The sequence below is a fragment of the Bacillus massiliigorillae genome (genome assembly GCF_000380245.2).
GTDB classification, from domain to species: domain Bacteria; phylum Bacillota; class Bacilli; order Bacillales; family DSM-1321; genus Bacillus_AD; species Bacillus_AD massiliigorillae.
Genome location: NZ_HG428741.1, coordinates 1,458,989 through 1,472,480, shown reverse-complemented (window position 1 = coordinate 1,472,480; position 13,492 = coordinate 1,458,989). Strand labels below are relative to the sequence as shown.

General features: G+C 33.5%; 13 protein-coding genes. 2 read left to right on the top strand and 11 right to left on the bottom strand.

The features are described 5' to 3' along the window. Positions 1 to 155: 155 nt before the first annotated feature. The 3 genes from TX86_RS06845 to TX86_RS06835 all read right to left on the bottom strand — a co-directional run bounded on the left by TX86_RS06845 (position 156) and on the right by TX86_RS06835 (position 2,588). Positions 156 to 1,382 (bottom strand): cation:proton antiporter, encoded by a 1,227-nt coding sequence (locus TX86_RS06845; RefSeq protein ID WP_042350255.1) that lies wholly within the window; start codon positions 1,380 to 1,382, stop codon positions 156 to 158. 2 nt (positions 1,383 to 1,384) lie between these two features. Then, complete coding sequence (locus TX86_RS06840) at positions 1,385 to 1,882, bottom strand: cation:proton antiporter regulatory subunit (protein WP_042347463.1); 498 nt, start codon at positions 1,880 to 1,882, stop codon at positions 1,385 to 1,387. A gap of 139 nt (positions 1,883 to 2,021) precedes the next feature. Then, entirely contained in the window at positions 2,022 to 2,588 is a 567-nt protein-coding gene (locus TX86_RS06835) for a tyrosine-type recombinase/integrase (protein ID WP_042347461.1), read from the bottom strand. 170 nt (positions 2,589 to 2,758) lie between these two features. Between TX86_RS06835 and TX86_RS06830 the strand changes: the two genes are divergently transcribed. Further along, positions 2,759 to 3,700: an ADP-ribosylglycohydrolase family protein gene (locus TX86_RS06830; protein WP_052343566.1), complete on the top strand. Its 942-nt coding sequence runs from the start codon at positions 2,759 to 2,761 to the stop codon at positions 3,698 to 3,700. A 129-nt stretch (positions 3,701 to 3,829) separates the two neighbouring features. Here TX86_RS06830 and rpoD read toward each other — a convergent pair whose 3' ends face one another. The 8 genes from rpoD to TX86_RS06790 form a co-directional block, all read right to left on the bottom strand. Beyond that, positions 3,830 to 4,942, bottom strand: coding sequence for an RNA polymerase sigma factor RpoD (rpoD, locus tag TX86_RS06825; RefSeq protein ID WP_042347459.1), 1,113 nt, complete (start codon positions 4,940 to 4,942; stop codon positions 3,830 to 3,832). Positions 4,943 to 5,267: 325 nt separating this feature from the next. After that, positions 5,268 to 5,885, bottom strand: coding sequence for a TetR/AcrR family transcriptional regulator (locus TX86_RS06820; RefSeq protein ID WP_230203585.1), 618 nt, complete (start codon positions 5,883 to 5,885; stop codon positions 5,268 to 5,270). Positions 5,886 to 6,062: 177 nt separating this feature from the next. Continuing rightward, positions 6,063 to 6,557, bottom strand: a complete 495-nt coding sequence (locus TX86_RS06815) for an acyl-CoA thioesterase (protein WP_081707589.1) — start codon at positions 6,555 to 6,557, stop codon at positions 6,063 to 6,065. 209 nt (positions 6,558 to 6,766) lie between these two features. Beyond that, complete coding sequence (locus tag TX86_RS06810; RefSeq protein ID WP_042347457.1) at positions 6,767 to 7,252, bottom strand: acyl-CoA thioesterase; 486 nt, start codon at positions 7,250 to 7,252, stop codon at positions 6,767 to 6,769. 340 nt (positions 7,253 to 7,592) lie between these two features. Further along, on the bottom strand, positions 7,593 to 8,654 hold the full coding sequence (locus TX86_RS06805; RefSeq protein ID WP_042347456.1) for an ABC transporter substrate-binding protein: 1,062 nt from the start codon (positions 8,652 to 8,654) through the stop codon (positions 7,593 to 7,595). Between the two features lie 21 nt (positions 8,655 to 8,675). Continuing rightward, positions 8,676 to 9,461 (bottom strand): ABC transporter permease, encoded by a 786-nt coding sequence (locus tag TX86_RS06800; RefSeq protein WP_042347455.1) that lies wholly within the window; start codon positions 9,459 to 9,461, stop codon positions 8,676 to 8,678. Between the two features lie 3 nt (positions 9,462 to 9,464). Continuing rightward, positions 9,465 to 10,373, bottom strand: coding sequence for an ABC transporter permease (locus TX86_RS06795; RefSeq protein WP_042347453.1), 909 nt, complete (start codon positions 10,371 to 10,373; stop codon positions 9,465 to 9,467). After that, a complete protein-coding gene (locus TX86_RS06790; protein WP_230203584.1) occupies positions 10,373 to 11,500 on the bottom strand; it encodes an ABC transporter ATP-binding protein in 1,128 nt (375 codons plus the stop codon). Before TX86_RS06790 ends, TX86_RS06795 begins: the two co-directional genes overlap by 1 nt. Positions 11,501 to 11,806: 306 nt before the next feature. On the opposite strand from TX86_RS06790, the gene TX86_RS06785 reads away from it, so the two are divergent. Beyond that, on the top strand, positions 11,807 to 13,483 hold the full coding sequence (locus tag TX86_RS06785) for a PucR family transcriptional regulator (RefSeq protein WP_042347452.1): 1,677 nt from the start codon (positions 11,807 to 11,809) through the stop codon (positions 13,481 to 13,483). Positions 13,484 to 13,492 lie beyond the last annotated feature (9 nt).

Here is a 13,492-nt window from a genome sequence, read left to right as displayed (position 1 = left end):
CGCAATCAATAGTTGGACTAAAGATACAACGAAAAATTGCACCCTATATAGTAAACGTATTACATACATCATTTGTTGCAACATTTTTCAGAAAATACAAAATCCTGCTTAAACAATGGATTCGCGTCTTAACCCTTTGTTTAAGCAGGATTGCTTTAACTTGTATGATTATGTTGTTTTGGAGTGTTTTTACTATGACTCCATTTGAACACCTTATTTAGCATGAGATATATTCGTTTCGATTCCTTCGTAAGAAAAGGTCCGAGAATAGCCAGTATAAGAACATATAAAGCTGCAAACGGCTTTATAATACTCATTAAACTACCGGCAATCGCCAAATTCGCCAATATGATCGAGAATTCTCCTCTCGAAACGATTGTTAATCCAATATTGGACGATGCTTTATGAGAAAGCCCCGCTCTCCTCCCTGCAACTAAACCAGCAATAAAATTACCAATTATGCTTAATACAACTGCACCTATCGTTAACCAGACAGCTTCTCCAAGTGAGAATGGATCAATGCTTAATCCAAAGCTAAAGAAGAAAATAGCTCCGAAGAAATCTCTGAATGGAACAACTAGACGTTCTATACGATCACTTTGTTCTGTTTCTGAAAAAACAAGACCTAATAATAATGCGCCAATTGCCTCGGCTACATGAATTGTTTCTGATATACCCGAAATAAAGAATAGAGCTGCAAAGATAACAATGATAAATATTTCATTAGATGTTATGCTTAACAGTTTATTTAATAGAGGTGTTGCCCTTCTAGCAATAACGAAGAATAACAAAATATAACCTAGTGAAATTCCTATGGACGTTAATGTCCCAATAAATGATGTAGAATTACCCAATACAAGGCCTGAAACAATTGAGAGATACACAGCTAAAATAATATCTTCAAACATGATAATCCCTAATATTAGCTCTGTTTCTTTGTTCCCTGTTCTTCGTAAGTCCACCAACACTTTTGCAACAATGGCACTCGAAGAAAAAGTAATTATTCCGGCAATTATGAGTATTTCTAAAAGAGGAAAACCAAAAACCCACCCGTAAATTAATCCTAAACTAAAATTTATAGCTATATAAATGGTTCCACCAATAACTATGTTTTTCCCAGATTTAACCAACTTCTTCACCGAGAACTCTAGCCCAAGATAAAAAAGTAAAAATAACACGCCTACTCTGCCTAGAAATTCAATAATTTCATAGCTTTCTATAAAGCGAAGATCAATTACTCCAATTTGTGGAGCATGTGGCCCAACAAGCATACCCATTACAATAAGAAAAGGTATGATGGAAAATTTTAATTTACCCGCTATAATTGCAGCAATTGCAATTAAGATAAGCGCCGTACCAACTTCAAGAACTAAATCATTCACCATTATGAATCACCTCTTTTTCCTAGTAATTCGTTAATGAATTTCTTTACTTCTGGCCTTTCACCTGAAATGACCAAAGTATCCCCTACCTCGATAACAGAGTCGGAACCTGGGGTAAATAATTTCTTCATATTGTTCTTTAAAACAGCAATGATATTAACATTGTAAGCATTACGAATACTAAGATCACCAATTGTTTTTTGTATAACTGGAGCATTCGGTTCAACCTTAAACCACTCAATCATAAGCCCATCAAATGCCATTTCAATGGTTTCTAACGCTTTTGGCTTATATACCATCCCACCTAATATTGAAGCAACTTTTCGCGCCTCACTATCACTTAATCGAATACTAGAGACACTCTCTTCATGTTCTGAATCAAAATGATAAAGCTCACGCCTACCATCATCATGTATGATGATTGCTAACTTTTCATTTTCTTCTGTAATCGCCTCAAATTTACATCCAATACCAGGTAATTCACTTTCTCGAATATTCATCTTTTCATCCTCCCTTATCGTTGTATGCAACATGACTTACCAGTACTAGCTAACTCTGTTTCAACAAACGGTAAAAAGATTCCGATTGAATAAATGAATAATTGATGGAGTTTCCCTGTCCAACAATTACAGCTTCACATTATAAGTTGACGTCAATTTCTGTTTTGATCACTTCATCCTTTGAAATCCCTAGATATTTAAGTGTTTCAGCACGCGTCGAGTGATGAAAATACTTTTGAAGTAATGATATTGCTACTCCCCTTTTATAAGCATGATAGCCAAATGTTTTTCTCATTGAATTCGTTCCAATTTTCCCTTGAATTCCAACCTCAATTGCTGCATCGTGAATAATTCGATAGGCTTGCTGCCGACTAATAGGCTGTTTTGTTTTAATTGATGCGAATAAATAATCGTCATTGTTGAGCATTAGTTCTTTGATGTAATGACGAAGAGCTATTTTTACTTGTTTATTTACATACACATCTTTACCTAATAAGCCCTCTTTTTGAGGTATTTCTATGAAATTCTTCACTTCATTTTGGCTATCCATCACATCTTTTACTTGAAGAGGTAGCATCTCGGTAATCTTAAGACCCGTGTTAATCCCGAAAACAAAGAGTACATAGTCTCTTTCAGAATGCTTTTTTAAATACCTTTTAATGTTCGAAATATCCTTCGTGTTTCGCAATGCGTCAACATATTCCATCGGTTTTTCTCCTTATATCATGTTACATAATACTATTATATACTAATATTATGTAACATGGAACATATTTATTTATTTTTCTAAAAAATATAAATTCAAATTCACTTACTAAAGTCATTCTAGAGGTAATTTTTAAAATATGAGAAAATATAATGGAAAGGGTGATTATCATGACAACTAATACACTTTATCAAATCAAATCTGCATTATTCGGACTTTGCGTTGGCGATGCACTTGGCGTTCCTGTAGAGTTTCTAAACAGAGGAACCTTTCCTAAAGTAACCAACATGAAGGGTTATGGCACACATAATAAACCACCAGGTACATGGTCTGATGATAGCTCGATGACCTTATGTACCATGGAAAGCCTTTGCAATGGATATAATATAGAAGATATGAAGCAAAAGTTTTGCCAATGGATGTATGAAGGCTATTGGACTCATGATGGAATCCATGCTTTTGACATTGGTATCACTACGTCTAACGTACTATCCCAAATTAGGAAAGGTGTTGCTCCAAAAGAATCCGGAGAAAGAGATGAGTATAGTAACGGAAATGGATCACTCATGCGCATATTACCATTAGCTTTCTATGTTAAGAATTTAACAAACAAAGAGAAGTTTACAGCGGTTGAGGAAGTTTCAGGCATCACGCATGCTCATATTCGTTCAAAAATTGCCTGCTCAATCTATATAGAGATAGCACTAAATATCATGAATGGGCAAAGCATTATACAAGCCTATAATAGTATGAAATCTGTTATTCTAAACCACTATTTCAATAGAGAAAACGAAAAAGAGTTACTGAATTTTACGCGTATTCTACAAGAGGATATTTCTAGACTTTCAATAAATGAAATAACAAGTACTGGATACGTAATCAGTACACTCGAAGCAGCTATATGGTGTTTATTAACAACAGGCACTTATGAAGATGCTGTAGTAAAGGCTGTTAATCTAGGTCAAGATACAGATACCGTTGGTGCTGTTACAGGTGGGCTGGCAGGACTCCATTACGGATTAACAAATATTCCATCTGAATGGCTTCAAGTTATTGCTCGAAAAAAGGATATTGAGGAATTATGTGAACAATTTAGTGAAAGTCTAACTTAACTTATTGTTTAGACACCATGGACAATTGTATTCATTCTCAAAAAAACAAAAAGGATAGATAAAGCTATAGTGATCAGCTCAAATCTATCCTTCTTTCATATAAACTTTAACTATAGATTTCTATCATTATTATAAAAAATCCTTCAATGTCTTACTTCTACTAGGGTGTCTTAACTTTCTAAGTGCTTTTGCTTCAATCTGTCTAATACGCTCACGAGTAACACCAAATACTTTTCCTACTTCTTCTAAAGTTCTAGTTCTTCCATCGTCTATACCAAAGCGTAAACGAAGTACATTTTCTTCTCGATCTGTTAATGTATCCAGCACATCTTCTAATTGTTCTTTTAATAATTCATATGTTGCATGTTCTGATGGAGATGTTGCATCCTGATCTTCTATAAAGTCCCCTAAATGAGAGTCGTCTTCATCACCAATGGGCGTCTCTAACGAAACAGGTTCTTGAGCTACTTTAAGCACTTCTCTCACCTTTTCAGGTGATAAATCCATTTCCTCACCAATTTCCTCAGGAGATGGTTCTCTACCTAGGTCTTGATGTAGTTGTCGTCGAATACGAATCAACTTATTAATCGTTTCAACCATATGAACTGGAATGCGGATTGTTCTCGCTTGATCTGCAATTGAGCGAGTAATAGCTTGTCGAATCCACCATGTAGCATATGTACTGAATTTAAATCCTTTTCGATAATCAAACTTCTCGGCAGCCTTAATCAAACCCATGTTTCCTTCTTGAATAAGGTCAAGGATTGTCATACCACGCCCCGCATACCGCTTAGCAATACTTACTACAAGACGAAGATTTGCTTCTACTAATTGACTCTTCGCTTCTTCATCCCCATTTTCAATTTTTTGAGCAAGTTCAATTTCTTCTTTTCCAGAAAGGAGCTCTACATTTCCAATCTCCTTATAATACATACGAACCAAGTCATTAGTGTTTACGCTAAAATCATGAAAATCACTTTCTTCTATTTTTTTTAGCTGATCTTCTCCTGGATCTTCCTCAGTGAGCTCTTCTTTAACAGCTACACCTTGACTTGTAATCGAATGAACAATTTCATCGATTTCATCTGAATCCAAATTAAATGGCAATAACTTCTCGTTTACTTCTTCAAAACTTAATTCGTTTTCTTTTTTACCCGATTCAATTAATTGTGTAATAACTTGATTAAGCTTAGTTTCTAATTCTTGGTGAACATTCTGTGATTGAGCTGTTTTATTAGCCATTTCTAATCCTTCCTTTCAAACCAGCTATATTTGTTATTCGACTTGAATACTATTCGTACCTCTCTTTGTGACTAAAATGACTAATTTATATGCAAATAAGAAAAGTGCAAGCGCCCGTTTTGCGACGTATAGATTGGAGCACTTCGACTGAGATAAAGTCAACACGAAGAGGCGGTAGCCTTTTTCGTGTTGACTTATCGTAAGAAGATGGGCGAAATCTACTAGTCGCTGGGCGCTGGAGCTAGACACAGCACAAATCTATATACTTTCTTATCTTTTAATAAACAGTAGTATATCTACTACCTTTCTTTACTTAAATAGATGACTATTTTAAAATACTTTTAAGATTCATAGTATATCCATGAGATAAAAACTCTTCTTTTGTCATCTGGAGATAAGTTAATATATAAGAACCTTTTGTAGTAATAAGCTTTAATAATGCATGAATATTTGATGACAAAATATATACAGTTGGAAGGGTCTCCAAAGATTCTTCCAATACACCTTCCTCTTTCCCTTCCTTAATCCATAAAGCCAGAATATCGTTAATATTTTCTCCTAATGTAAAAATCCGTTCAACCGATGGTGTTATATTTAAGTATGCTTTACTTTGAAATTGATCAACTGATTGAGCTGATATTGGATAATTCTCATAAAAATACAGCATGCATTCGCAATAATGTTCATACCTGCTGATAAAGGACTTACACGAACAGAAACCTTCTTCAATACTTTGAATCAAATATTCCAATCCTTCTATTATAAGGTAATATAAAATTTCCTCCTTGCTTTCGAAATATTTATAAATCGTTCTCCTACTGTAACCTGCCAATTTAGAAATATCATTAATAGATGTTGCAGTGAATCCCTTATTGATAAATAAACTAGCAGCCCCGTCCGCAATATTCTTTTGATGTAAAGCAATAATATTATCTTTCACCATATGTATACCCCTAATCTACAAAGTATACTCATAGTATACTTAAACATTTTATTATTATCCAACAAATATACTTATAATATTCAGTCCATAACTGCTGTGGCTACTATAGTTTCCTTCCTACACATTAAAAATTACTAATAAGCGGTGGAGATAAATCCCCACCGCTTAAAGCTACGTTTATTTCTTATTAGCTTTTTTTCTAGCATTATATCTTTCCATTGCAATCTGATAATGCTTTTTCTCTTCTTCTGTTTCAGCAATAATTGGAGGTACAGGAGATGGTCGACCGTCCTTATCAACAGCTAGCATAGTTAAATAGGCTTGAGATGTAAGTTTTTTTTCACCAGTTAGTAAATTTTCTGAGCAAACTCGAACGAGAACTTCCATAGACGTTCGATGAGCACAGATGACACTGGCTTCTACACAAATTGCTTCACCAGCTTTTATCGGAGCATGAAACTCAAAAGAATCACTATGTACTGTGACAACTGGTTGGCGACAATGGCGCATCGCAACAATAGCAGCCATTTTATCAGCATATGCCATTACCTTACCACCAAATATCGTCCCATGATTATTCGTATCTGGTGGCAAAACTAAATCGACTAATTCAGCTTTTGATTCACTTACTTTTTTCGGTAAAAATCCGTTAGATGTTTGTTCGTTCATCATGATTTATAACCCCTCTCACATGTACTTAATGAATTAAACACTTCTAATCTTATACCCTTATCGTATGCAGATAATTGTGACGAATGTAGTAATTCGCAATAACTTCACTATCCCCCTTCATCACCACCTAATGTTCTCCAAAACTAAAATTCAATAAAAAAATGAGTAAAGCTATACATAAAGTACAGCCTGACTCATTTTGATAGAAACTATTTATTTTTCCTAGCATTGTATCTTTTCATTGCTTGTTGGAAATGTTCAATTTCCTCATCTGTTTCAGGAATTACCGGTGGTACTGGTGATGGTTTACCATGATCATCAATAGCAATAAAGGTTAAAAATGCATTAGATGTTAAATTCTTCTCACCTGTTATCAAATTCTCTGATTGAATTTGCACAAGCACTTCCATAGATGTTCTATGAGCGCAAATGACACTTGCTTCAACACAAATTGCTTCACCAGCTTTTATTGGAGCATGAAATTCAAACGACTCACTACGAACTGTTACAACTGGTTGACGACAATGACGCATCGCAGCAATAGCTGCAATTTTATCGGCATATGCCATAACCTTTCCACCAAAAATTGTACCATAATGATTCGTATCGGATGGTAAAACTAAATCGATTAATTTCGCTTTCGATTCACTTACTTTCTTAGGTTGTAACATGATGTCTGTTTGTTTGTTAATCATGATGTATTATAATCTCCTCTTTAATATCGTTTCACTATCTTCTTTACAATTGGATTATTATAACGAAATTACTTCTTATTTATAGTTCATATCTTATATTAAATAACATTAACATTATTGTATCATCACTTATTGTATTTTTGTATTGTACAATAATTTTCACTATTCCTTCAACAATTACAACTTCAGAAATATCCAAGCAGCGATAATTTTGACTACTCCATTAGTGTGCAAATCATATTATTTTATTACGGATTTCAAATGGTTAAAAAAGCGTAAAAGGGCGTCCTAAAAGTGATTAAAATTCACTTTTGAGACAGCCCTAATCACTTTTTATATACTATTCAAGTAACCATTTTTGGAATCGATCATTTACTTCCTCGTAATTCTCAACCCACCATTGTTCGTTTACTAAATAGTCTGTTGAAATTTCACCATTTGGAATTCCTAAACGTTTCTTATCATCATCATTTAATAAATCCAGCGCTTTTAAATTTGCTGGTAAATAATCTGTCTGTCTTGACCATTCTGCTTGGATTTCTGCAGTTGCTACAAATGCAATAAACTTATTTGCTAACTCAGCATTTTTTGCACCCTTCGGAATAACCCATGACTCCCCTTGCATTAAGCCTTCTGTGTAATCTTGTGCTAATGGAGAACCATCTTTCTTAGCAAGAGCGATACGTCCATTCCACGCTACTGAGTATGCAACATTGCCATCAGCTAGCATTTGGGGTGGTTGAGCTCCTGCATTCCACCAAGTTTTGATTTGCGGCTTTAGCTTGTCCAGACTTTTAAATGCGCGATCAACGTCAATTGGATATAACTCCTTAACTGGTACACCATCAGCTAGCAATGCCATCTCTAAAGTAGCAGCTGGTGCTTTGAATAATGAACGTGCTCCAGGGAAATTCTTTGTATCCCAAAATTCTTTCCACGTTTTTGGCTTATTTTTATTATCCTCTCTATACGCCATTGTATTCGTAAACAATTCTACCCCCATTGTTGAACCTGTTACCATTGCAGGAATTGTTCCTTCTTTATCAATCACATTGAAATCAAGTGGCTCTAATAACCCTTTTTCCTCAGCTTGCATCGCAAAGAAAGACTCAATTTTTACTACATCCCATGTTACATTCCCACTCTCAACCATTGCTTTTAGCTTTCCATAATCAGTTGGAGTATCAAGAACAATCTCAACGTTATACTTCTTTTCAAATGGCTCAAACATAACTTTTTTACGTAAATCTGTAATAGCTCCGCCCCAGTCTACTACAACTAATTTCTGCTTCTTACCTTTGTCATCCGAGGACTCTGACCCTGATGATGAATCGCTACTACAAGCAGCCATACTTAGCAATAGCATAAGTACTAAAGCAATCATCCCAAATTTCTTTTTCATTTTCTTGCAACCCCCATTTTTTTAATTACTTGATTTATTTTTCAACTTAGATGCGCGTAATGATACAATCTCTTGAAGTAAAAATGCACAAATAGTTAAAATAATAATGACAGTTGAAGCTACAGCAATTGTTGGATCAATTTGTGTTCGCAAATTCTCCCACATAAATACAGGTAACGTTTTGGTAGAAGGACCTGTAATAAAAATAGAAATAACAGGTTCATCTAATGAAGTAATAAACGAAATTAGCATCCCTGATAAAATTGCTGGTTTAATTAATGGAACTGTTATTTTAAAAAACGCTTCAATTGGTGTTGACCCTAAGCCCATAGCAGCTAACTCTAGATTGCGGTCTACTCCTCTTAAGCTAGAAGTAACCGTAATAAATACCATTGGTATAGCTAATACAGAATGAGCTAATACAAGTCCTGGAATGGTATCTGTTAAATGGTTTTGCGAGAAGAAAAAGTATATTGAAATTCCAACGATAATAACCGGAATAATCATTGGTGCAATCATTAAAGCCATGAATATTGGCTTTGCTTTAAAATTAATTCTAGTTACAGCACAAGCTGCCATCGTTCCTAAAATAGTGGATAATATAGCAGTAAATAAAGCTATCTCTAAACTTCGAACAAAAGTTGTTATCCAATTACTATTCTCCATAAATGCTTGATACCATTTTAATGAATAATCTGGTGGTGGAAATTGAAAGAAAGAAACAGATGTAAATGAGATTGGAATAATTGTAAGAATTGGCGCCAACATGGCAACTACTATTATGAAAACGACTATTCGTAACCACATAATCTACAACACATCCTTTACTAAAGGATGTTTACGGAATAAAATAACAGGGATTAAAATCAACAACAGTGTTAGAAATAATAAAGCAAAAGAAATCGCTGATGCTAAATGCCAATTCAATGTTACATTAATATTATTTTCAATTAACATAGGTACCGTCATATTATTTGCACTCCCTAATAGAGCTGGAGTAACGTAAAATCCTAAACTTAATACAAATACAAGCAGTGAACCCGAAAGAATACCAGGTAAAGATAATGGAAGGAAGACATCTAAAAATGCTCTACTTGGTCTAGCACCTAAACCTTCAGCAGCAAGCAAAAGATTACGATCAATACCTCCCATTACAGCATATAAACTAAGAATCATATATGGTATTAGCACATGTGTCATACCAATAACAACACCTGTCGTATTATACATAAGTGCGAGTGGTTCATTTATAATCCCTATACTCATTAATGTTTTATTAATAACACCTTGATCTGAAAGTAGAATATTCCACGAAAAGGTTCTCACTAACAAACTAATCCAAAAAGGTATCAGTACAGCCGAAAACACAACCTTCTTCCATCTAGCAGATTCAATTTGTACTAATAAATACGAAACAGGATAAGCAAGAAACAAGGAAACGATTGTAACAATAATCGCTACCTTGAAGGTTAATAAAATAACTTGTAAATATACCGGGCTTGTAAATACAGTCGAAATATATTCCATTGTAAAGCCACTATCATCGAAAAAACTTAATTTAAAAAGGCGAATCATCGGAAAGAAAACCATCACAAACATATACAGCATTGGAATAATAACAAGCAACCAATTTAGTTTTGAAAACTTAGACAAAAACCGAAATAATGAAAAGCCTCTTTGCGGAACATGATTTAAGTTTGATTCTTTTAACTCAAGCATCAAACCAGCTCCTTTTCTTTCGAAAGGTCCCTATTAGATGAAGGTTGCTCATCGACAATTACTGTTGCATCTGATGCATCCCAACCAATGATAAATTCTTTCTCATTAATCGCTTGTTCTGCTTGTGATGATGGCAGAATGACAACAATTTTCTCACCTTGATCACTTTCCAAAATGAATTTAATTGAATCACCCATATACACCGTTTCAATTACTTTTGTTTTTATTGAATTTCGTAGTTGACCTGCCTCTTTCACAATTTGTATATTCTCAGGTCGTAAGGCAACATATACATTTTGAGATTGCAATGTATTGGAATAACCATCATTGGCTATTGAAATTACTTTGTTATTTTGTAGCTTAACCTGAACATACGTCTGATCAACTTCCACACATTGACCTTTAAGCAAATTAATTTCACCGATAAATTCAGCAACAAACTTGTTTTTTGGATGCTTATAAATATTTAAAGGAGTATCTATTTGTTCAATTCTACCTTCATTCATGATACAAATTCTATCTGACATTGTAAGCGCTTCCTTTTGGTCGTGTGTAACACTTATTGTTGTAATACCAAGACCCTCTTGAATATGTTTAATTTCAAGCTGCATATGTTCACGTAAATTCTTATCTAAGGCGCTTAATGGTTCATCAAGTAATAATAAAGGTGGATTAAATACGATTGCTCTCGCTAAAGCTATCCTTTGTTGCTGACCTCCACTTAATTGATTCGGGTATCGTGTTGCTAAATGTTCAAGCTGAACCATCTTCAATACTCTTTCTACTTCTTTATGAATAACATCTTTACCTAATTTTCTAATACGAAGTGAATAAGCAATATTATTATAAACCGTCATATTCGGGAATAAGGCATAGTTTTGAAATAACATTCCAATATTTCGTTCATATACTTTTTTATTCGTTATATCTTGATTATTTAATAAAATAGAGCCACTACTTAATGGTTCAAAACCGGCTATTAATTTTAGCAATGATGTTTTTCCAGAACCACTCGGACCTAGGATTGTGAGGAATTCTCCTTTACTGATTGACAAACTTACTTCTTTAATCGCATGAAATTTCTTGTAATACTTCGATGCATTCACAATCTCCATATAGTAACTCAATATGCCTCACTCCTTTTAATCAGTGTATTATAATTGAAATTTCAAATAACTTTTAGTCAGCTCTATTTACATGAAAAGCTAATGAATCCAACCATTTAATTATGAGAAATTTTTATCAATTTTTTTTTACTATCTTGCTAAACTTATATATTAAATAAATCTTACACTTATTGTTCTTTCATATCATCGTACATTTCGTACACAGTTTACCTTTCATAATGTTACAAATTATAACAATTATGTATAATTTACCTTATGGTTATGGTATTATATTACAAATATCTTAAATTAACTAAGGGTGATTTAATGAAAAATACGGAGAAATTAACAATTGAAGATGTACTAAGGCGACCATTGTTTAGCAGTGCACAAATTGTAGCAGGACATGAAGGCAAACATAATGAAGTTAGCTGGGTGCAAATTCTAGATATGTTTAGCGAAAATGTGCGTGCGAATAAAGATGATTTCATTTTAACTACTGGTTTAGCAATCCATGACAATGCTGAAGTCCGTTCATCTTATATGATTGACTTACTAACGAGAGACGTCGCTGGATTATGTATTTCACTTGGTCCATATTTTCAATCCATCCCTAGTGATCTAATAGAGTTTGCCAACATCCACAACCTACCAATTATTACAATAAACAATAGTATAAATTTAACTGACCTCATTAAAGACCTACAAACACAAATTATTAATCAACAATTCCAATTAAACAAAGATGCAACTGAATTTTCTCGCACACTTCAGGAGCTTACTCTACAATGGGCAGATATCCAAGATATTATCGATTTTCTACACATTCATACTTTTCACCCGATTTTCTATTATCCAATAGGTGGTAAAATCCATTCAATACCTATTGGATCCTCATTAGTTTCAAATAAAACAATAGAAATCTTTAAACAAGAAATTATAAAGCGACATAATATAACACAAAAGCCTTTCCAAATTAAGACTGATAACGAAATGATGATTATATGTCAACCAATTATATGCTTCGGGCAAACCATGTCTTATATAGGGATGCTACTACTGCCAAGTCAAAATAATGATTATCATAATATCCTTCTCGAGCATACAAATAAAGCAATTGCTCAAATCTTATTACGAAGCTTATATGTGAAAGAAAGTAATCTTAAACATCAAAACCACTTCCTATTAGATTTAATTAATCAAAAAATCAAAAATGAAGAACAGGCTATGACTAGAATGGGACTTGTACCATTGAAAAAAGGCCAATATCTTTTCATACCAGGTTTATGTGAAATTGAACATCATAATATATCAAACATTGATTCCGAAGATATTGAAACTAGAAATCAAAGCATCATTGTATTATTACGTTCTCTTCTCCAACAGCAAGACATCCATAGTTTATTTCTAAATAAGGATAATAAAATTTATATATTATGTGTTACCGAAACTACATCTTTTAGCTCCAATAAAATAATAAAAGATATTTTGAACAAAATCATATTACAGTTAAAAAACACTCTTTATGAATCAGCTAATAAATCTAAAATTTACATCGGATTTGGTGAATTTAAAAATAAAGTCACTCACCTATATGAAAGCTTTAAAGAAGCACTTCACGCATTAGATGTAAATCGTCTCCTACCTTCAAACGAAGCATTCTATGAAGATATAGGAATGTATCAATTAATCCGATGTATACACGATCAGCCATTATTATCAAACTTTATAAAAAAACATTTACAAACAATCATCGCCTATGACAATCGTCAAAAATCTGATTTATTAAAAACATTATCCACTTATTTGAAGTGTAACTGCTCAAAAGAAGAAACTGCAAAACAATTATATATACACAGACAAACACTCTACCGACGCTTAGAAAAATTAACTCACTTATTAGGAAATGACTTTCTTCTTCCCGAAAAGCGTCTATGTCTTGAGGTGGCTATTCATTTTTACGAGTCCATTCCAACCAATAATACATTAAGCCACAATAAATAAAAAAATACC

Coding starts and splice junctions, on each gene's coding strand:
- TX86_RS06840 (WP_042347463.1), bottom strand. CDS start 1,882: ATGAATATTCGAGAAAGTGAATTACCTGGTATTGGATGTAAATTTGAG.
- TX86_RS06835 (WP_042347461.1), bottom strand. CDS start 2,588: ATGGAATATGTTGACGCATTGCGAAACACGAAGGATATTTCGAACATT.
- TX86_RS06830 (WP_052343566.1), top strand. CDS start 2,759: ATGACAACTAATACACTTTATCAAATCAAATCTGCATTATTCGGACTT.
- rpoD (WP_042347459.1), bottom strand. CDS start 4,942: ATGGCTAATAAAACAGCTCAATCACAGAATGTTCACCAAGAATTAGAA.
- TX86_RS06820 (WP_230203585.1), bottom strand. CDS start 5,885: ATGGTGAAAGATAATATTATTGCTTTACATCAAAAGAATATTGCGGAC.
- TX86_RS06815 (WP_081707589.1), bottom strand. CDS start 6,557: ATGATGAACGAACAAACATCTAACGGATTTTTACCGAAAAAAGTAAGT.
- TX86_RS06810 (WP_042347457.1), bottom strand. CDS start 7,252: ATGATTAACAAACAAACAGACATCATGTTACAACCTAAGAAAGTAAGT.
- TX86_RS06805 (WP_042347456.1), bottom strand. CDS start 8,654: ATGAAAAAGAAATTTGGGATGATTGCTTTAGTACTTATGCTATTGCTA.
- TX86_RS06800 (WP_042347455.1), bottom strand. CDS start 9,461: ATGTGGTTACGAATAGTCGTTTTCATAATAGTAGTTGCCATGTTGGCG.
- TX86_RS06795 (WP_042347453.1), bottom strand. CDS start 10,373: ATGCTTGAGTTAAAAGAATCAAACTTAAATCATGTTCCGCAAAGAGGC.
- TX86_RS06785 (WP_042347452.1), top strand. CDS start 11,807: ATGAAAAATACGGAGAAATTAACAATTGAAGATGTACTAAGGCGACCA.